Genomic DNA, 18,539 nt, shown 5'->3' on the forward strand with positions numbered 1-18,539 from the left:
GACGGGGCGAACGTTGCCTGTCGGGGCGCTAACCGCCGATCGCCGACATCGGGCGGTCCGGCTGGACGAAGGACGGGTCGTCCAGGCCCGCGCCCGCCTTCTTGCCCCACATGGCCAGTCGCCAGATGCGGGCGATCTCCTCGTCCGGGGCGTCGGAGCGCAGGGCGGCGCGCAGGTCCGTCTCCTCCTGCGCGAACAGGCAGGTGCGTATCTGGCCGTCGGCGGTGAGGCGGGTGCGGTCGCAGGCCGCGCAGAACGGGCGGGTGACGGAGGCGATGACGCCGACGCGGTGCGGGCCGCCGTCGACGATCCAGCGCTCGGCGGGGGCCGAGCCGCGCTCCTGGGAGCCTTCGGGGGCCAACTCGAAGCGGGTGCGCAGCGAGGCGAGGATGTCGCCCGCGGTCACCATGCCCTCGCGCTTCCAGCCGTGTTGGGCGTCCAGGGGCATCTGCTCGATGAAGCGCAGTTCGTAGTCGTGCTCGACCGCCCAGGCGAGCAGGTCCGGGGCCTCGTCCTCGTTCAGGCCGGGCATCAGAACGGTGTTGACCTTGACCGGGGTCAGGCCCGCGGCGCGGGCGGCCTCCAGGCCGTCGATGACGTCCTTGTGCCGGTCCCGGCGGGTGAGGGTCTTGAAGACGTCGGGGCGCAGGGTGTCGAGGGAGACGTTCACCCGGTCCAGGCCCGCCGCCTTCAGGGCGGTCGCGGTGCGCCTGAGGCCGATGCCGTTCGTCGTCAGGGACATCTGGGGGCGGGGGCGCAGAGCGGCGACCCGCTCGACGATGCCGACCAGACCCGGGCGCAGCAGGGGTTCGCCGCCGGTGAAGCGGACCTCCTCGATGCCCAGTGAGGTCACGGCGATGTCGATCAGGCGGACGATCTCGTCGTCGGTGAGCAGATCGGGCTTGGCCAGCCACTGCAGGCCCTCTTCGGGCATGCAGTACGTACATCGCAGATTGCACCGGTCGGTCAGCGAGACCCGCAGGTCGGTGGCCACTCGGCCGTAGGTGTCGATGAGCACGTGGGCCCCCTCCCTCGTAGCGAATCAGTGTGGATCGCGGATCAGTTGTCTTCCGTCACCTGCGAGCCTACGTGACACCGCTGACAACGACATCGGCCCGATCCCACGAGGTACGACGCGGCCGCGTCGTAGGGATCTACGACGCGGTCGCTCGGGGGACGGACTGCGCGGGCTGTCAGTGGGCGCCCGTGCCGGTCAGGGACCGGACCTCCAGTTCGGCGTACTTGTCGGTGTTCGGCTGCTCCTTGGACAGGTAGGTGCCGATGACGCCCAGCAGGAAGCCGACCGGGATCGAGATGAGGCCCGGGTTCTCCAGCGGGAACCAGTGGAAGTCGATGTCGGGGAACATCGACGTCTCCTTGCCGGAGACCACCGGCGAGAACAGCACGAGGCCGACCGCTGTGATCAGGCCGCCGTAGATCGACCACAGGGCTCCGGAGGTGGTGAACCGCTTCCAGAAGAGGCTGTAGAGGATGGTCGGCAGGTTGGCGGAGGCGGCGACCGCGAAGGCGAGGGCGACGAGGCCCGCCACGTTCAGGTCGCGGGCCAGGGCCCCGAGGCAGATCGAGACGGCGCCGATGGCGACCGTCGCCCAGCGGGCCGAGCGCAGTTCCTGCTTCTCGGTGGCCTGGCCCTTCTTGATGACGTTCGCGTAGATGTCGTGGGCGAACGACGAGGACGAGGCCAGGGTCAGGCCGGCGACGACCGCGAGGATCGTGGCGAAGGCGACCGCGGAGATGGAGGCGAGCAGGATGGCGCCCCAGTTGGAGTCGACGCCGCCCAGATGGAGAGCCAGCAGGGGCGCGGCCGTGTTGCCCGCCTTGTTGGAGGCGATGATCTCGTCCGGCTTGATGAGGGCCGCGGCTCCGAAGCCCAGCGCGAGCGTCATCAGGTAGAAGGCGCCGATCAGGCCGATCGCCCAGTTCACGGACTTACGGGCGGCCTTGGCCGTGGGCACCGTGTAGAAGCGGATCAGGATGTGCGGCAGGCCCGCGGTGCCGAGGACCAGGGCGATGCCCAGGGAGATGAAGTCGAGCTTGGTCGTGGAGGTCGCGCCGTACTTGAGGCCCGGCTCCAGGAAGGGTGTGCCCTTGCCGCTGTTGGATGCGGCCGAGCCGAGCAGGTCGGAGATGTTGAAGTTGAACTTCAGCAGCACCAGGAAGGTGAGCAGCAGGGCGCCCGCGATCAGCAGGACGGCCTTGACCATCTGCACCCAGGTGGTGCCCTTCATGCCGCCGATGGTGACGTACACGATCATCAGGACGCCGACCAGGGCGACGATGCCGATCTTGCCCGCGTCGCTGGTGATGCCGAGCAGCAACGAGACGAGAACGCCGGCGCCCGCCATCTGGGCCAGCAGGTAGAAGATCGACACGACGATCGTGGAGGTGCCGGCCGCCGTACGGACCGGGCGCTGTCGCATCCGGTACGCGAGGACGTCGCCCATCGTGTACCGGCCGGAGTTGCGCAGCGGTTCGGCGACCAGGAGCAGGGCGACCAGCCAGGCGACCAGGAAGCCGATGGAGTACAGGAAGCCGTCGTACCCGAAGAGGGCGATGGCGCCCGCGATGCCCAGGAAGGACGCGGCGGACATGTAGTCGCCGGAGACCGCGAGGCCGTTCTGGAAGGCGGTGAACTGCCGTCCGCCGGCGTAGAAGTCGGCGGCGTCCTTGGTCTGGCGGCCCGCCCACACGGTGATGACGAGGGTCGCGAGGACGAAGACCGAGAACAGGCCGATGATCAGCGGCCGGTGCTCGCTCGCCTCACCGGCGGCGAGCACGGTCTGCTGTGCGATGGTCATGCGTCGCCCTCCATACGGGACTTGATGGCCTCGGCCTTGGGGTCGAGCTTCGCGGCGGAGTACCGCGCGTACCACCAGGCGATGAGGAACGTGGTGAGGAACTGGGCGAGGCCGAGCACCAGGGCGACGTTGATGTTGCCGAACAGCTGGGTGCCCATGAAATCGTCCGCGTAGTTCGACAGCAGGACGTAGAGCAGGTACCAGGCGATGAAGGCGACGGTCAGCGGGAAGGCGAAGGAGCGGTGGGAGCGGCGCAGTTCACCGAACTCCGCACTCTCCTGCTCCGCGACGAACTCCTCGCTGGACGGGAGCCGGGCTTGGGTTTTCGAGGGGGGAGGTGTCTCGGTGGCCACGGAGTCTCCTCGAGTTGCGGATGCGGTGTGTTACGGGGATCGGGGGCGAGTGTCCTAGTGCTCCCTGTCCAAGGTCACGGCGCCACGCGTGGGCGGGTTCAACTCGCTTGACCAGTTTCCGAACTCGCCTTGGGGAACTCATTGCTGACCAGCGGCTTCCGGGGATAACTTCTGCCTGCACGACCCGTCATGCACCTGCCCGAGCGCCACCGTGTCTCGGGCGGTTTCGTTTCCGGATGATGTGGAGATCCCATGGCTCATCTGCGTTCCAGACGTCGGCTCGCCCTCGCGGTGCCGGTCGTGCTGTCGCTGACCGCCTCGCTCGGCTTCCTGCCGGCGGCCGCGCAGACCGCCCCGCGCGCGCAGTCCACGGCCCCGTCGGCCGACGCGGAGAATTTCGCGTATCTCGTCAACACCAGGACGGACCGTCACACGATCGAGTCGGTCAAGAAGGCGATCACCGCCGCCGGTGGCAGCGTCGTCGCGGCGTACGACAGGATCGGCGTGCTCGTCGCCCATTCCACGAACCCCGACTTCGCACGCCGGATACGCACGGTGCGAGGCGTCCAGTCGGCGGGTGCCTCGCGTACGTCGCCGGTGACCGCCGCGGGGACGACGGACGAGGGAGCGGTCCAGTACCTCTCCGGGGCCGAGGCCGCGACGGTCGCCAGGAGTTCGGCGACCGGCCAGGAACCGCTCGAGGCCGACCAGTGGGACCTCAGGGCGATCGGCGCCGACAAGGCCGCCCTGATCGACCCGGGCAGCGAGAAGGTGACCGTTGCCGTCATCGACACCGGTGTGGACGACACCCACCCGGACATCGCGCCCAACTTCTCCGCCTCGCAGTCCGCGAACTGTGCGAGCGGCAAGGCGGACACCACGTACGGCTCCTGGCGGCCGGTGAACGACGGCAACCACTACCACGGCACGCACGTGGCCGGCGAGATCGCCGCGGCCCGCAACGGCATAGGCGTCGCGGGTGTCGCACCCGGCGTGAAGGTCGCGAGCATCACCGTGGCGCAGCCGGACGCGAACTCGCTGTTCTTCCCGGAGAGCGTCGTGTGCGCCTTCGTGTTCGCCGCCGATCACGGCGTCGAAGTCACCAACAACAGCTATTACGTTGACCCGTGGCTGTACAACTGCATGGACGACCCCGATCAACGTGCCATCGTTGATTCGGTCAACAGGGCCCAGCTGTACGCGCAGCGCAAGGGAACGCTCAATGTCGCCTCGGCGGGCAACTCCAATGACGACCTCGATTCGAACGCCCTCACCGACGCCTCCAGCCCCGACGACTCGACCCCGGCGACCCGCACGGTCGACCCGCACGAGTGCTTCGACGTGCCGACGCAGCTGCCGGGTGTCGTCACGGTGAGCGCGACGGGCGTCACCAGCGCCAAGTCGTACTACTCCAGCTACGGTGACGGCGTCATCGACGTCGCGGCGCCGGGCGGTGACAAGTACAAGGCGGCGGACACCCCGTCGAAGAACGGCCGCATCCTGTCGACTCTGCCGAACAACCAGTACGGATACCTCCAGGGCACGTCGATGGCCTCGCCGCACGTCGCGGCTGTGGCCGCGCTGCTCAAGTCGACGCACCCGCACGCGTCACCGGCCCGCCTGCAGGCGCTCCTCAAGGCGCAGGCCGACAACCCGGGCTGCCCGACCGGCCCGTACGACGGCAACGGCGACGGTGTCGTCGACGCCACCTGCGTGGGCGGCGAGCGGGTCAACGGCTTCTACGGCTTCGGCATCGTCAACGCGCTGCGCGCGGTGAAGTAGGACCTGCGCGAACGAGGTGAAGGGCCGCCCACCCCGTCCGGCCCTTCCACGTGACAACGGTCGGCGTCGGCCGGGGTCGGGCCCGGTGCCGTCGGCCATCATATTGATCAAATCAATACTGCGTAGTGTTGTCATGACTGACATCAACAGCATCAAGTCGGCGTGGTCGGCGCTGGGCGGAGATCCCGTCCTCGCCTCACGAGTCGCCGTCGTCGTGCGCCGGGGAGCGCTCGAAGCGCGGCTTCCGGTGCGGGAGCTGGCGCGGGGGTGTGTCGGAGCGTGTGCGTTGGCTGCTGCGGAGCTGGGGGCGCGGCGGGGCGGGCCTGCGGAGGTGCCGGGGGTGGTGGTGGACGACGGGGCCGCCGCCGCGGCCTTCCACAGTGAGCGGATCCTGCTGGTCGACGGGCGGGCGCCGGTCAGCTTCGCCGTTGTCGCGGTTCTGGCGGACGGCGGACGGGTGGGTGCGGACGCACGCGAACTATCCGCACCACCGGGCCCGGCTGCTGGACGTGGTGGGGGTGTCGTCCGAGGACGTGGGCGCCGTCGGGGCGGCCCTCTCCGAGCGGTCCGCGGTCGACGTCGAGGAGGCCGTGTACGCCGCCGGAGGTCTGGCCGTGGCCCTGCGGACGCCCAAGGAGTGGGCCGCGCACGAGCAGGCGGCCGCCGTGTCCGCGCGACCGCTGGTGGAGCGCGAGCGGCTCGACTCCGCGCCCGCGCGCGTGCTCACGCCCGTCGACGGTTCTCCCCTGCTGCCCGCCGCCGGGCTGCGCGTCCTGGACCTGACCCGGGTCCTCGCGGGCCCGGTCGCCACCCGCACACTCGCCCTGCTGGGCGCGGACGTACTGCGCCTCGATGCGCCGCAGCTGCCCGAACTGCCCGACCAGCACGCCGACACCGGGTTCGGGAAGCGGTCGGCGACCCTCGACCTGGCGGCGGACCGGGGCATCTTCGAGGATCTGCTCGCCAAGGCCGACGTCGTCGTCACCGGGTACCGGCCGGGCGCCCTCGACCGGTTCGGGCTGTCGGCGCAGGCGCTGGCCGAGCGGCGCCCGGGGATCGTCGTCGCGCAGGTGTCCGCCTGGGGCGCGTACGGGCCGTGGGGCGACCGGCGTGGTTTCGACAGCCTGGTGCAGGTGGCCTCGGGGATCGCCGCCACCGAAGGCTCCGGGGAGCAGCCGGGTGCGCTGCCCGCGCAGGCTCTCGACCACGGCACGGGTTATCTGCTCGCGGCCGCGGTGCTGCGAGCGCTGACCGAGCAGTCGTACGAGGGCGGGAGCCGGTTCGTCCGGCTGGCGCTGGCGCGGACGGCTCAGTGGCTCGTGCACGGCATCGGGGCCGGTGCCGCCGGGGACGAGGCGTACGACGGGCCCGGGCCCTGGCTCGCCGGGACGGACAGCGCGCTGGGCCGGCTGCGGTACGCGCTGCCGCCGGTGTCCTTCGCGGGCGGGCCCGTCGACTGGGCGCGGCCGCCGGTGCGCTGGGGTACGGATCCCGCGCGGTGGCTCTGAGTCCGGGGGCGACCGAAAACGTACCCATGGGCGGAATGCCGCACCGCCAGTTGTTCGCCTTCACTTGCCCGGTTCTGTGACGGCTGGTGAAGATCTTGAGGTGACCTTGATGAGACGACAGGCCGGGGCGGCCGACGCGAGCGGGCCGGTACGGCGTCCCGGTGTCGGCCGGGCCTTCGCCGTGCTCGTCCTGGTGGCGCTGGCGACGCTGATACCGCTGCTCGGCCGGTCCGCCACGCTGCACGGCACCGGGGAGGCCGCGGCACCCGGCGCCGGCGGCATCGCGCTGCTGCGGGCGGTGCTGTTCGCCGCGCTGTGCGTCCCGGTGGGCGAGCTCTTCGTGAACCGTCTGGCCCGTTCGCTGCCCGGCGCCCCCGCGGACGCGCCCCGCAGCTGGGCGCCGTACACGGCCGCCGCCGGTTTCGTCGCCGCCCTGGGGCTGGCCTCGGTGGTGGCCACGGGCAACCTGGTGCCGCACGGCCTCTCCGAGATCGACGTGGGCGGCCTGTCCGACTCACGGGACGGCAGGCTCGCGCTCGTCGAGGTCAACGGCTTCCTCGCGGCCGGCCTGTGTGCCCTCTCGGGCCGGCCGGCGACCCAGGCGTGGCCGCTGGCCGCGGTGGTCGTGGCGGAGGCGCTGCGGGCGCATCCCGCGACCGAGCACGGACCGTTGCCCGGGGCGGGGCTGACGCTGGTTCACCTGACGTGCGCGACGCTGTGGGCGGGCGGTCTGCTGCACGTCCTGCGCACGCTGCGCCGGTGGGGGCCTTCGGCGGCGGGCCCTGCCCTGCTGGGGCTCTACGCGCGCGTGGCGGCCGTTCTGCTCGCCCTCATCACCGCGACCGGGGTGTGGAGTTCGCTGCGCCGCATGCCGCCCCACACGATCCTCGACCAGCTGACGACGACGGCGTACGGGCGCACCCTGCTCGCCAAGGTGATCCTCGTGGCCGCCGTCGCCGTGCTCGCTCTGTGGGCGCGGGTCCGGCTGCGCCGTGCCCCCGATCCACTGGCCGCCTGCGGCCCCGCGCGCGCCGAGGTCGTCGCCCTGGGGGTGGTGGTCGTGGTGTCGGGGCTGCTGACGGCGCTGCCACTGCCCATCAGATGGTGAACGCCGGCGGATGCCCGGACGATGGATGCCGGTCCGACGCCCGGAAGGTGAACGTCAGTGGGGCGTGGATGGTGGTGGCGCGCATGGCGAGGATCCTTCTCGTGCGGTGGCGTGGCTGCGCACAGGGGTGGCGAGCGCACTTCGCCGTACGTCGCGACCGGGGGCGGCCGCGCATCGAGGTCCGTCGGGGGGGGTGGTCAGACCCCGGCCACCCCCAGCAGCGTCCCCGCCGCGTAGGTGACCCCCATCGCCAGGGCTCCGCCCACCGCGTTCCGCAGGATCGCCCGCCCGGGCGCCGCGGAGCCGAGCCGTGCGCTGGACCAGCCGGTGACGGCGAGGGCGGCCAGCACCGACACGACCGTGACCCACAGCCGCCAGTCCGACGGCGGCAGCACGATCGCCAGCAGCGGCAGCAGTGCCCCCACGGTGAACGCCAGGAAGCTCGCCCACGCCGCGTGCCACGGATTGGTCAGCTCGTCGGGGTCGATGCCGAGCTCCACGCGCGCGTGCGCCCTGAGCGCGTCGCGTTCCGTCAGCTGCTCGGCCGCCTCCCTGGCCACCTCGCGCGACATCCCGCGCTCCTGGAGCAGCTGGGTCAGTTCCTCCAGCTCGGCCTCCGGCTGCTCGCGCAGCTCCCGCCGCTCCAGGGCGAGGGCCGCCATCTCCGAGTCCCGCTGGGTGGAGACGGACACGTACTCGCCCGCGGCCATCGACATCGACCCGGCGAGCAGGCCGGCGAGCCCCGCGGTGAGCAGCGCCGAGCGGTCGTCGGTCGCGCCGGCCACGCCGACGACGAGACCCGCGGTGGACACGATGCCGTCATTCGCGCCCAGGACGGCAGCCCGCAGCCAGTTCAGCCGCGTGCCCAGCGAGCCCCCGTGCGCCTCGTCGTGCGTTGGTTCCGTCACCCGTGGAGGATCCCACCCCGGGTCTCACCACACCCGCACCGACGCCCCCTTCGCGAACGCCGGGCTCGTCGCGTCGGCCGACGGGTTCGCCAGCGGTTCGGCCGGTTCCGCCACGGCCGGCCCCACCTTCGCCGCGATCGGGTCCAGCAGGTCCAGGTCGAAGCCGTACACGCGGGCCGCGTTGCCGCCGTTCATGGCCGCGACCTCGTCGCGCGGCACGCCCGCGTACGCGATGCGCAGGCCCTCCCTGGAGTACGGGTACGTCCCCTCGTCGTGCGGGTGGTCGCTGCCCCACGTGATCTTGTCGACGCCGATGCGGTCCCGCAGGGGCACCTCGTGGGGGCGCATGAAGCCGGCGCCGACGAAGCAGTTGTCGTGCCACCACTCGGAGGGGGGTTTGCCCATGCGGGCGGCCAGGCCCGCGCCGAATTTGGACTCGGCGGTGGTCGCCTTCGTCGCGGCTTGACGTAGGTCGCCGCCCACACGTCGAACTCGTCGTGGTGGCGCCGTTCGAGGTACGGCTTCTAGTCCAGAAGGTCGGCTCCCGCGTGGCAGTCGGCGGAAATGACGGTGTAGCGGTCGTCCGCGGTCATCGGTCCACTCCCAGGGCCGGGAAGTCGTGGTCGGTCAGCCAGTGCCGGCCCACCTCGCGCGAACGCGCCCAGGACGCCGCCACGGACGCCTGGTCGTCCGGCTGGCCGAGATCGGCCGGTGTGGAGCCGATGCGGCGGGCCGGCGGGGTCAGTTCGCCGACGTCGAAGCCGAACACCTCCGCGGCCGCCAGGCCCAGCATGCGGCGGGTCTCGGTCACCGCGATGTCGCGGAAGGTGCGGCGCAGCCACGCGCGCGCGTCGGGCCAGGTGCCCTCGGGGTGCGGGAAGTCGCTGCCCCAGAGGATGTTGTCGAGGCCGATCTCGTAACGCCGGGCCAGTTCACGGCGCTTGGTGTTGGTCGCGCAGATGAACACCTGGCGGTCCAGGTACTCGTGCGGCGGGCGTTTCACCTCCTGGAACGGGGACAGCTCCTTGCCGCCGTGCGCGCCCAGGAAGAGGCGGTCCATGAACCACAGGAGGTTCGGCAGCCACCGGCAACCCGACTCCGCCACACCGAACTTCAGCCCCGGATGGCGCTAGAAGACGCCGGACCACAGAAGGAACCACAGCGGCCGGGCGGGCCACCAGGTGACCTCGGAGACGAAGATCCCGAGGTGGTCGCCGTACTCGTGCCGCGGCGCCGCGCCCGAGTGCGTCACCACCGGTATTCCGCACTCGGCCGCCGCAGCCCACACCGGGTCGTAACGGCGGTCGTGGTACGGCTCCTTGTCGACCCACATGGACGTTTCAGGGGCGGTGGCAGGACCGCGGCGAGTGCGTCCGGGTCGGTCTCCCACAGGGCCACCACGCCGGTGGACCAGATGTCGGGAAGCTTTGCGCTCGCTGTGCGCGCGGCGGCGATCTCCGCCTCGGTCCGTGCGCCGTACCGTACGCGTGCCATACGCCGTACCGCCCTTCCGTCGACCGTCACACGCCGGGCGGGCAGCACGCTCGCACCGGGCGGTGAAAAGGTCCACAGCCACACGCAAGGGCATTCGGGACATTCGAACGGGCCGCCGCGACAGGCGACCTGACGGACAGGACTGTCAGTGCCGGCCCGTATCCTCAGGGACCATGCTCGAAGACCTTCCGACCGCAGCGTCCCGCCCCACAGCGTGGCCGGCCGCGTATCCGCAGGGATACGCGGTCGTTGACGTGGAGACCACCGGCCTGGCCCGGGACGACCGGATAATCTCCGCGGCCGTCTACCGGCTGGACGCGCGCGGCGAGGTCGAGGACCACTGGTACACGATGGTCAACCCGGAGCGGGACCCGGGCCCGGTCTGGATCCACGGTCTGACGAGCGAGGTGCTCGAGGGCGCGCCCCTCTTCAGGGACGTCGCCGAGGAGTTCGCGGCCCGGCTGGAGGACCGTGTGCTCGTCGCGCACAACGCGGTCTTCGACTGGCAGATGATCGCCCGGGAGTACGCGCGCGCGGAGCGGGAGGCGCCGGTACGGCAGCGGCTGTGCACCATCGCGCTCTCCAAGGAGCTGGGCCTGCCGCTGCCCAACCACAAGCTGGAGTCGCTGGCCGCCCACTTCGGCGTCGTACAACAGCGGGCGCACCACGCGCTGGACGACGCGCGCGTGCTGGCGGAGGCGTTCCGGCCGAGCCTGCGGGCCGCTGCCGCGGGCGGCGTACGGCTGCCGCTGCTGGAGTGCCGGCCGCTGACGGAGTGGAGCGACCGGCCGGTGCCGCGCCAGTCCGGCGGCTACGGCAGCTACCGGCCGACCAGTTGGCGCCCGGCCCGCAAGAGGCCCGTGTGCCCCTACCCCAACCCGGGCCGCTACGAGGACGGCAAACCGCTCACGCAGGGCATGCGGATCGCCTTCTCCGGAGACACCTCGGTCGAGCGCGACCTGCTGGAGGACCGCGCGGTCGAGGCCGGGCTGCACGTCGCGACGAGTCTGTCCCGGCTGACCAGCCTGCTCGTCACGAACGACCCGGACTCGGGCACCTCGAAGGTGGTCAAGGCCCGCCAGTACGGGACGCCGGTGGTGGACGAGGCGGCGTTCGGGCAGCTGCTCCGGGACGTCGAACCCGCGGGCGAATGACCCGTACGGACGGGTGATTGTCGTACGACTCGCCCGGCGCTCACTCGCCCGCGCGGCGGTGACGGCTCACCCTGTGGCGCATGGCGAGATGTGAAGTATGCGGCAATGACTACGGAATGACCTTCGAAGTGCACGCGCAGGGCGCGGTGCACGTCTTCGACTGCTTCTCCTGCGCGATCCACCGCATGGCACCGATCTGCGAGCACTGTCGCGTGCAGATCATCGGACAGGGCGTCGAAGTCGAGGGCCAGTGGTTCTGCGGCGCGCACTGCGCCCGCGAGGAGGGAAAGGTGGGCATCGTCGACCGAGCCTGAACACACCCCTCCGACAGCACCCCGCGGCCCGAGTTGTACGGTCGTGGGGTGTACCGCTTCCTGTTGTCCCGGCAGTGGGTGATCCTCACGCTGGTCGCCCTCCTCCTCATCCCCACGATGATCAGGCTGGGCATCTGGCAGATGCACCGCTACGAGGAGCGCAGCGCCCGCAACCAGCTGGTCTCCGACGCACTGGGCGCGAAGCCGGCGCCCGTGGAGCGGCTGACCTCGGCCGGACACACCGTCACCACGCACGACCGGTACCGCACCGTGACCGCGAAGGGCCGCTTCGACACCGAGGACGAGGTCGTCGTCCGCCGCCGCACCAACTCCGACGACGAGGTCGGGTACCACGTGCTGACCCCGTTCCTCCTGGCGGACGGCAAGGTGCTGCTGGTCAACCGGGGCTGGATCCCCTCGAACGGGCCGAGCCAGACCGCGTTCCCCGAGGTGCCCGCGCCGCCGAGCGGCCAGGTCACCATCGAGGGCCGGCTGATGCCCGACGAGACGACCGCGGCGAGCGGCATCAAGGATCTCAAGGGGCTGCCGGACCGGCAGATCATGCTGATCAACAGCGAGGAGCAGGCCCGGCGCCTGCACGCCGAGGTCCTCGGCGGCTACATCCAGCAGACGGCGCCCGAGCCGAAGGGCAGCGCCCCGGAGCAGATCTCCGACCCGGGCAAGGAAGACGCCCCGCTGAACTACGCGTACATGATCCAGTGGTGGCTGTTCGCCGCGGGTGTCCCGTACGGCTGGTGGGTCCTGGTACGGCGGGAGCGCCGCGACCGGGCGGAGGCGGCGGCCAAGGAGGCCGCGGAGCAAGCGGAGCCGGCCGCGGTGTGAGCTTCGCGCCGTACCGTTCGTCGTGTGCCTCTCGCGCCGTGTCCCTCACCCTGCGAGACGGTCGCGCCAGTACAGGAACGTGCGCTCCGGCTCCGGCAGCAGGTCCCACGGATGGGGTGTCATGTAGCGACCGATGCGCCCGAAGACGGCGGCGGCCTCGGCCGGGCGGTGGATCCGGATCAGGGCGAAGGCGAGGACGTTGAGGTCGGCGACGACCTCGGCATGAGGCCCGGCTGCGGTGCCGAACCAGCCGGTCAGGGCCGCGGCCACCTCGTCTGCCGCCCGCGGTTCGTGCCAGTGGCCGCCGGCCCCGAGCGACATCTGCCGCTCCCGGTGCGCGACGAGTTCCACGCGAGCCGCGACGGGGAGCAGGGCGAGCGGTGATCCGTGCGGTGCGCGGGCCGCGCCCTGCCGGGCGAAGTCCAGCATGTCGACGACCGTGCCGTGACCACGCGGGGACAGATAGCGCAGCAGCTGGTGGTAGGCGGTCCGGTGCCAGGGGGCGCGGGTGACGGCCTCGCTCCATACCGGGACCGCGTCACGGACCGGGACGGCGAAGGCGTACATCAACTCCAGCAGCGCCAGCCAGGGAGTCGGGTCCTCGGGGCAGCACTCGGCCGCCCGCAGACACGCCCGCTCGGCCTCCCGGGCGGCGCCCCGTCCCTCGGTCACGGCCCGGACCGACCGCGCCCACGCCCCCAGCACCAGGGCGTCCCCGTCGCCGGGCCGGTCGGCGGACCACCGCTCGGAGACCAGGGGCGGCAGGTTCCGCGCCAGCACGGAGACCCGGTGCACCCGGCGGTCCCAGTCCCGCCCCGTGTCCCCCAGCAGGTCGGCGACCGGCTCCCAGACCGGACGTGTGCGCCCCGCGCCGAGACCGTGGAGCTGCCGGCCGGGGCGGAGTTCGTCCAGGGTCGAACGCAGCGCGTCGTCGTCGAGTTCGGGGCGGATCAGCAGGGCTGGGCGGCGTCTGAACATCGGTCCTGTTTCCCTGACTCCTGGGTCGCTTGCCCGAGGGGCGGGCGCGCCGGTCGGGCGCCCGCCCCGGGGATCTGTCCGGCGGGTCGGGCCGGGTCAGCAGCAGCGGCCCTGCGGATGGCTCTCCCGGTGCAGCGTGCGCAGCACCTGGTACTCGCGGCGGGTCGGGACCGGTGCGAGCGGGTGGTGGCGCCGGTGGCGCTCGCAGTACCGGTCGTACTCGGCCTCCCCGGTCAGCTCCCGCAGGTACCAGCCCACCGTCCGCACCCACTGCCGGGCGTTCACGTCCGGGCCCCCACCAGCGGTTCGCCGGTCTGCTCGGGCAGGTCGATACGGGATTCGACGTACGGCGCCTCGGCCGTCGGAAGCGCCACGGGACTGCGCACCGCACGTACGCACACCACCGCCGCGTTCACGATCACGACCGCGACCAGCAGCAGGAACAGGGCGATCAGCACACCGTCGACGGTGGAGTTGGTGACCACGGTGTGCATGTCGTCGAGCGTCTTGGCGGGCGGCAGGACCTCCTTCGCGTCGATGCCGTCGGCGTACTTGGTGCGCTGGGCGAAGAAACCGATCTTGGGGTCGTCGGAGAAGATCTTCTGCCAGCCCGCGGTGAAGGTGACCGCGGTGACCCAGGCGAGCGGGATCCCGGTGACCCAGGCCCAGCGCAGCCGCCCGGACTTGATCAGGACCGTCGTGCAGACCGTGAGGGCGACGGCGGCCAGGAGCTGGTTCGCGATGCCGAAGAGCGGGAAGAGCTGGTTGATTCCGCCCAGTGGGTCGGTGGCGCCGCTGTAGAGGAAGTAGCCCCAGGCCGCGACGACCAGGCCGCTGCACAGCCAGATGCCCGGCTTCCAGTTGACCCGGCCCATCGGCTTCCACACGTTGCCGAGCATGTCCTGGAGCATGAAGCGCCCGACCCGGGTGCCCGCGTCGACGGTGGTCAGGATGAACAGTGCCTCGAACATGATCGCGAAGTGGTACCAGAAGGCCTTCATCGCGGTGCCGCCGAAGATGCCGGAGAAGATCTCCGACATGCCGACCGCGAGGGTCGGGGCGCCGCCGGAGCGGGCGATCAGGGTCTGCTCCTCCACCGCGCCGGCCACGTGGGTGAGCTGGTCGGGCGTGATGGTGAAGCCGAGGCCCGCCACCGCGTGGGACGCCGACTCCGCCGTCGTACCGAGGAGTCCGGCGGGTGCGTTCATCGCGTAGTACAGGCCCGGCTCCAGAGCAGCCGCGGCGATCAGCGCCATGATCGCGACGAACGACTCCATCAGCATGGCGCCGTAGCCGATCATCCGGACCTGCGACTCCTTCTGGATCAGCTTCGGGGTCGTGCCCGAGGAGACCAGGGCGTGGAAGCCGGACAGGGCGCCGCACGCGATGGTGATGAACAGGAAGGGGAAGAGGGAGCCGGCGAAGACCGGGCCCGCGCCCGAGCTCGCGAACTTGCTGACCGCGTCCGCGTGCAGGACCGGAGCGGCCACGACCACGCCGACCGCGAGCAGCGCGATGGTGCCGATCTTCATGAAGGTCGAGAGGTAGTCGCGCGGAGCCAGGAGCATCCACACCGGGAGCACGGAGGCGACGAAGCCGTAGCCGATCAGGCAGAAGACGAGGGTCGTCGGGCCGAGGGTGAAGGCGGAGGCCAGTGAGGAGTCCTGGATCCAGCTGCCGCCGATGATCGCCAGCAGGAGCAGCGCCACGCCGATGAAGCTGGTCTCGACGACCCGGCCCGGGCGGATCCGGTGCAGCCAGAAGCCCATGAACAGGGCGATGGGGATGGTCATGGCGACGGAGAAGGTGCCCCACGGGGAGTGCGCGAGGGCGTTGACGACGACCAGGGCCAGCACACCCAGCAGGATGATCATGATCGCGAAGACCGCGATCAACGCCGCCGCCCCGCCCGCCCGGCCGATCTCGTCACGCGCCATCTGCCCGAGCGACTTGCCGTCCCGCCGCATCGACAGGAACAGCACCACCATGTCCTGAACCGCCCCGGCGAAGATCACCCCGGCCACGATCCAGAGCGTGCCCGGCAGATATCCCATCTGGGCGGCGAGGACGGGACCCACCAGCGGTCCGGCGCCGGCGATCGCGGCGAAGTGGTGGCCGAGCAGCACCCGGCGGTCGGTGGGGTGGAAGTCGACGCCGTCCTCCAGGCGTTCGGCGGGGGTGGCCCGGCGGTCGTCCGGCTTCAGTACGCGGCGGACGATGAAGCGGGAGTAGAAGCGGTAGGCGATGGCGTACGAGCCGAGGGCGGCGACCACCAGCCAGACCGCGGAGATCTTCTCGCCCCGGGCCAGGGCGAGGACGCCCCAGGCGACCGCGCTGAGCAGGGAGACGGTGGCCCACAGCAGGACCGACCGCGGTGATATGCGCGACTTTTCACGCTTTTCGGGCGCCTGAAGGGCGGATGCGGGCATGGCGGTTCCTCACCTCGACGGTGTGATGGGAAGTGCGCTGGGATCAGCTGCGGCGATGTCGGTCCGTCAGCGCGTACGCGGCGAGCAGGCAGAGGCCGCACCCCGGCACCCAGGCGAGCTGGTACCAGTAGAAGAACGGCGTCCCCGCCAGCCGCGGCTCCGCGCCGGCGTACCAGGGGACCCACAGCAGGCCTGCCGCGGGCGCGAGGAGCAGTACGGCGATCGCGACGCGTCGCAGCCGGTGATGACCGGTCCGTGCCATGACCTGCGCTCCTCTCCCGCTCGCTGTCGGTCTGTGCAAGAGTTGCCCACCCCCCGAGACCGGTTGACAGCGAATTTCCGGGAAATTTCCCGCCGGTTCCGTGTCATCCGTTCCGGTCGCCCGCGCAACTCTCCCGCGAGGGCACACACCAAGGACGGTGACCCATGGCCGATGGCGCCATGACCGCGACGTTCCTCGCCGTGATCGGCGGAGCGTCGCTGCTCGCCGTCACCGCACGCCGTCTGCACCCGAGCGACCGGCTGCCCTCACTGGAGGGCTGGGCGCTGGCCGACCGCAGTCTGGGACCGGTGTGGACCTGGTTCCTGCTCGGCGGCACGATCTTCACCGCGTACACCTTCACCGCCGTACCGGGACTCGCGTACGGCAACGGCGCGCCCGCCTTCTTCGCCGTGCCGTACACGGTGATCGTCTGCCCGATCGCCTTCGTGCTGCTGAGCCGCCTGTGGACCGTGGCCCGCGAGCACGGCTATGTCACCGCCGCCGACTTCGTGCGCGGACGCTACGGCTCCCCGTCGCTGGCCCTGGTGGTCGCGCTGACCGGGATCCTCGCGACCATGCCGTATCTGGCGCTCCAACTGCTCGGCATACGGGCGGTGTTGACGGCCGGGGGCGTGTACCCGCGGGGCGCGACCGGGGACCTGGTGATGGTGGCGCTGTTCGCGGGGCTCGCGGTGGCCACGTACCGCCACGGGCTGCGGGCACCGACGGTCATCTCCGCGCTCAAGGCGGTCGCCGTCTTCGTCTCGCTCACCGCGGTGACGTGGCTGGTCCTGGAGCGGCTCGGCGGCCCGCGGCCCGTCTTCGACGGCGCCGCGCGACGGCTCGGCGGACCGGCGCTGCTCCTCTCCCCCGCCCAGCAGCCCGCCTACGCCACCCTCGCCCTCGGCTCCGCGCTCGCCCTGCTGATGTACCCGCACGTGCTGACGGCCGGGTTCGCCGCCGACGGGCCGCGCACCCTGCGCAAGGTGTCCGTGGCCCTGCCCGCCTGGACGGGGCTGCTCGCCCTCTTCGGCTTCCTCGGCATCGCGGCCCTCGCGGCGGGCGTGCGCGCACCGAAGGGCGGCGCCGAGGCCGCCGTACCGATGCTGGTGGACCGGCTGATGCCCGGGCCGCTGGCCGGGCTGGTGTTCGGCGCGATCACCGTGGGGGCGCTGGTCCCGGCGGCGGTGATGTCGATAGCGGCCGCCACGAGCTTCGTACGCAATGTGTACGTCGAGTACGTGCATCCGACGGCCACCCCCAAACGGCAGGTGCGGATCGCCAAGGCCGTCTCGCTCACCGCGAAGGTGGGGGCGGTGGCCTTCGTGTTCGGGCTGCGCGACCAGGACGCGATCAACCTCCAACTGCTCGGCGGGGTCTGGATCCTGCAGATCTTCCCGGCCGTGGCGATCGGCCTGTTCACCGGACGGCTGCATCCGCGGGCACTGCTCGCCGGGTGGGGCGCGGGCATGGCGGCCGGGACCTACCTGGTCGTACGCGAGGGGTTCTCGTCCATCGTGCCGCTCGGTTCCGGACCGCTGGAGATCTACGCCGGCCTCGCCGCCCTGCTCCTCAACCTGACCGTCGCGGTGGCCGCCACCGCCGTCCTCGAACGTCTCGGCGTCCCGCGCGGCGCCGACCTGACCGACCTGCCGTCCCGCCTGACCGTCAGGCGGCGCCCGGAGACCGGAGCGAACCGACCGTGAGACGCAGACATCCGACCCCCGCACCGGAGCCCCATGTGGAGCTGCCGGGCGAGCCCCTCGCGCCCGCGCCGGCCGACCCGGCCGACCTGGAGCGCGAGGCCACGCTCGCCCGGCTCTTCGAGCTGCACTACTCCTCGATGCTGCGCCTGGCGGTGCTGCTCGGCGCGGACGACCCGGAGAACGTGGTGGCCGAGGCGTACTACCAGATCTACCGCAAGTGGCGGCGGTTGCGGGACGTCGAGGCGGCGGAGGCGTATCTGCGCTCCACGGTGTGCAATCTGACCCGGATGCGGATACGACATCTCCAGGTCGCCCGCAAGCACGTGGAGAATCCGCCCGTTCTCCCGGACGAGGCCGTCGCCTCCGCCGAGAGCACGGCGCTGCTCCGCGACGACCAGCGGGTGCTGATCGACGCGCTGCAGCAACTCCCGGCCCGGCAGCGCGAGGCGCTCGTGCTGCGACACTGGCTCGGGCTGAAGGAGAGCGAGATCGCCGCCGCGATGGGAATCTCCTCCGGTTCGGTGAAGACCCACACGGCACGCGGCATCGCCGCTCTGACCCAGGCGATGGAGGCCCGGCGATGAACGACACCGGTCCCAGCCGCACGGAGCGAGAACTCAGCGAGGCCCTCGCCGCGCTCGCCGACGAGGTGCAGGCCGCCCCCGACGCCTACCGCACGGCACGCGGCGAGTGGCTGCGCCGCGAACGCCGGCGCCGGCTCGTCCTCGCCGTCCTGATCGCCGTGGTCTTCGCCCTGGCCACGCTGATCGGCCTGTGGGTGCTCAACCAGACACCTTCGCACCCGGGCGTGATCTTCTCGACGACCGCGGTGAGCCACCCCTCACTCCCCCGGCCTCACCCCTGATTGCCCCACGGCCGCA

At 71.6% G+C, this 18,539-nt stretch carries 16 protein-coding genes and 4 pseudogenes; 9 read left to right on the forward strand and 11 right to left on the reverse strand.

All coding sequences use genetic code 11. From position 1 onward, the window contains the following. Positions 1 to 28 precede the first annotated feature (28 nt). The 3 genes from moaA to ACYUED_RS09970 all read right to left on the reverse strand — a co-directional run bounded on the left by moaA (position 29) and on the right by ACYUED_RS09970 (position 3,172). Positions 29 to 1,018: a GTP 3',8-cyclase MoaA gene (gene moaA / locus ACYUED_RS09960; RefSeq protein ID WP_491291908.1), complete on the reverse strand. Its 990-nt coding sequence runs from the start codon at positions 1,016 to 1,018 to the stop codon at positions 29 to 31. Between the two features lie 175 nt (positions 1,019 to 1,193). Next, positions 1,194 to 2,819 carry a monocarboxylic acid transporter gene (locus tag ACYUED_RS09965; RefSeq protein WP_491291909.1) on the reverse strand — a complete coding sequence of 542 codons (1,626 nt, stop codon included), beginning with the start codon at positions 2,817 to 2,819 and terminating at the stop codon, positions 1,194 to 1,196. Continuing rightward, positions 2,816 to 3,172 carry a DUF485 domain-containing protein gene (locus tag ACYUED_RS09970; protein WP_491291910.1) on the reverse strand — a complete coding sequence of 119 codons (357 nt, stop codon included), beginning with the start codon at positions 3,170 to 3,172 and terminating at the stop codon, positions 2,816 to 2,818. Before ACYUED_RS09970 ends, ACYUED_RS09965 begins: the two co-directional genes overlap by 4 nt. A 252-nt stretch (positions 3,173 to 3,424) precedes the next feature. On the opposite strand from ACYUED_RS09970, the gene ACYUED_RS09975 reads away from it, so the two are divergent. From ACYUED_RS09975 to ACYUED_RS09985, 3 genes and pseudogenes are all read left to right on the forward strand, one after another. Continuing rightward, positions 3,425 to 4,954, forward strand: coding sequence for a S8 family serine peptidase (locus tag ACYUED_RS09975; RefSeq protein WP_491291911.1), 1,530 nt, complete (start codon positions 3,425 to 3,427; stop codon positions 4,952 to 4,954). A gap of 133 nt (positions 4,955 to 5,087) precedes the next feature. Next, positions 5,088 to 6,462, forward strand: a pseudogene (locus tag ACYUED_RS09980) (CoA transferase). Positions 6,463 to 6,571: 109 nt separating this feature from the next. Continuing rightward, a complete protein-coding gene (locus tag ACYUED_RS09985; protein WP_491291912.1) occupies positions 6,572 to 7,570 on the forward strand; it encodes a CopD family protein in 999 nt (332 codons plus the stop codon). Positions 7,571 to 7,767: 197 nt separating this feature from the next. On the opposite strand, the gene ACYUED_RS09990 is transcribed toward ACYUED_RS09985, so the two are convergent. The 4 genes and pseudogenes from ACYUED_RS09990 to ACYUED_RS10005 all read right to left on the reverse strand — a co-directional run. Further along, a complete protein-coding gene (locus ACYUED_RS09990; RefSeq protein ID WP_491291913.1) occupies positions 7,768 to 8,478 on the reverse strand; it encodes a VIT1/CCC1 transporter family protein in 711 nt (236 codons plus the stop codon). Between the two features lie 24 nt (positions 8,479 to 8,502). Beyond that, positions 8,503 to 8,955, reverse strand: a pseudogene (locus ACYUED_RS09995) (amidohydrolase family protein); the annotation flags it as partial. 112 nt (positions 8,956 to 9,067) lie between these two features. Continuing rightward, a pseudogene (locus ACYUED_RS10000) lies at positions 9,068 to 9,814 on the reverse strand (amidohydrolase family protein); the annotation flags it as partial. A gap of 2 nt (positions 9,815 to 9,816) precedes the next feature. After that, a pseudogene (locus ACYUED_RS10005) lies at positions 9,817 to 9,972 on the reverse strand (acetoacetate decarboxylase family protein); the annotation flags it as partial. 173 nt (positions 9,973 to 10,145) lie between these two features. Here ACYUED_RS10005 and ACYUED_RS10010 point away from each other — a divergent pair. From ACYUED_RS10010 to ACYUED_RS10020, 3 genes are all read left to right on the forward strand, one after another. Beyond that, positions 10,146 to 11,126, forward strand: a complete 981-nt coding sequence (locus tag ACYUED_RS10010; protein WP_491291914.1) for a DEDDh family exonuclease — start codon at positions 10,146 to 10,148, stop codon at positions 11,124 to 11,126. An 80-nt stretch (positions 11,127 to 11,206) separates the two neighbouring features. Beyond that, positions 11,207 to 11,440 carry a hypothetical protein gene (locus ACYUED_RS10015; protein WP_491291915.1) on the forward strand — a complete coding sequence of 78 codons (234 nt, stop codon included), beginning with the start codon at positions 11,207 to 11,209 and terminating at the stop codon, positions 11,438 to 11,440. 48 nt (positions 11,441 to 11,488) lie between these two features. Continuing rightward, positions 11,489 to 12,283 carry an SURF1 family cytochrome oxidase biogenesis protein gene (locus ACYUED_RS10020; RefSeq protein WP_491291916.1) on the forward strand — a complete coding sequence of 265 codons (795 nt, stop codon included), beginning with the start codon at positions 11,489 to 11,491 and terminating at the stop codon, positions 12,281 to 12,283. A gap of 45 nt (positions 12,284 to 12,328) precedes the next feature. On the opposite strand, the gene ACYUED_RS10025 is transcribed toward ACYUED_RS10020, so the two are convergent. The 4 genes from ACYUED_RS10025 to ACYUED_RS10040 all read right to left on the reverse strand — a co-directional run bounded on the left by ACYUED_RS10025 (position 12,329) and on the right by ACYUED_RS10040 (position 15,952). After that, on the reverse strand, positions 12,329 to 13,261 hold the full coding sequence (locus ACYUED_RS10025) for a hypothetical protein (RefSeq protein ID WP_491291917.1): 933 nt from the start codon (positions 13,259 to 13,261) through the stop codon (positions 12,329 to 12,331). Between the two features lie 96 nt (positions 13,262 to 13,357). Continuing rightward, entirely contained in the window at positions 13,358 to 13,546 is a 189-nt protein-coding gene (locus ACYUED_RS10030; protein WP_491291918.1) for a YbdD/YjiX family protein, read from the reverse strand. Continuing rightward, the gene (locus ACYUED_RS10035) at positions 13,543 to 15,690 is read right to left on the reverse strand and encodes a carbon starvation CstA family protein (RefSeq protein WP_491291919.1); all 2,148 of its coding nucleotides are present in this window, start codon (positions 15,688 to 15,690) and stop codon (positions 13,543 to 13,545) included. Before ACYUED_RS10035 ends, ACYUED_RS10030 begins: the two co-directional genes overlap by 4 nt. A gap of 43 nt (positions 15,691 to 15,733) precedes the next feature. Beyond that, the gene (locus tag ACYUED_RS10040) at positions 15,734 to 15,952 is read right to left on the reverse strand and encodes a DUF3311 domain-containing protein (protein ID WP_491291920.1); all 219 of its coding nucleotides are present in this window, start codon (positions 15,950 to 15,952) and stop codon (positions 15,734 to 15,736) included. 164 nt (positions 15,953 to 16,116) lie between these two features. Between ACYUED_RS10040 and ACYUED_RS10045 the strand changes: the two genes are divergently transcribed. From ACYUED_RS10045 to ACYUED_RS10055, 3 genes are read left to right on the forward strand one after another with little or no spacing between them, the layout of a single operon-like run. Next, positions 16,117 to 17,658, forward strand: coding sequence for a sodium:solute symporter family protein (locus ACYUED_RS10045; RefSeq protein WP_491291921.1), 1,542 nt, complete (start codon positions 16,117 to 16,119; stop codon positions 17,656 to 17,658). Beyond that, positions 17,655 to 18,242, forward strand: coding sequence for a sigma-70 family RNA polymerase sigma factor (locus tag ACYUED_RS10050; protein ID WP_491291922.1), 588 nt, complete (start codon positions 17,655 to 17,657; stop codon positions 18,240 to 18,242). Before ACYUED_RS10045 ends, ACYUED_RS10050 begins: the two co-directional genes overlap by 4 nt. After that, positions 18,239 to 18,523 (forward strand): hypothetical protein, encoded by a 285-nt coding sequence (locus ACYUED_RS10055; protein WP_491291923.1) that lies wholly within the window; start codon positions 18,239 to 18,241, stop codon positions 18,521 to 18,523. Before ACYUED_RS10050 ends, ACYUED_RS10055 begins: the two co-directional genes overlap by 4 nt. Positions 18,524 to 18,539 lie beyond the last annotated feature (16 nt).

Source organism: Streptomyces sp. DF42, from assembly GCF_058267695.1.

Coding starts and splice junctions, on each gene's coding strand:
- ACYUED_RS10040 (WP_491291920.1), bottom strand. CDS start 15,952: ATGGCACGGACCGGTCATCACCGGCTGCGACGCGTCGCGATCGCCGTA.
- ACYUED_RS09985 (WP_491291912.1), top strand. CDS start 6,572: ATGAGACGACAGGCCGGGGCGGCCGACGCGAGCGGGCCGGTACGGCGT.
- ACYUED_RS10035 (WP_491291919.1), bottom strand. CDS start 15,690: ATGCCCGCATCCGCCCTTCAGGCGCCCGAAAAGCGTGAAAAGTCGCGC.
- ACYUED_RS10045 (WP_491291921.1), top strand. CDS start 16,117: ATGGCCGATGGCGCCATGACCGCGACGTTCCTCGCCGTGATCGGCGGA.
- ACYUED_RS10010 (WP_491291914.1), top strand. CDS start 10,146: ATGCTCGAAGACCTTCCGACCGCAGCGTCCCGCCCCACAGCGTGGCCG.
- ACYUED_RS10055 (WP_491291923.1), top strand. CDS start 18,239: ATGAACGACACCGGTCCCAGCCGCACGGAGCGAGAACTCAGCGAGGCC.
- ACYUED_RS10025 (WP_491291917.1), bottom strand. CDS start 13,261: ATGTTCAGACGCCGCCCAGCCCTGCTGATCCGCCCCGAACTCGACGAC.
- ACYUED_RS09965 (WP_491291909.1), bottom strand. CDS start 2,819: ATGACCATCGCACAGCAGACCGTGCTCGCCGCCGGTGAGGCGAGCGAG.
- ACYUED_RS09975 (WP_491291911.1), top strand. CDS start 3,425: ATGGCTCATCTGCGTTCCAGACGTCGGCTCGCCCTCGCGGTGCCGGTC.
- ACYUED_RS10015 (WP_491291915.1), top strand. CDS start 11,207: ATGGCGAGATGTGAAGTATGCGGCAATGACTACGGAATGACCTTCGAA.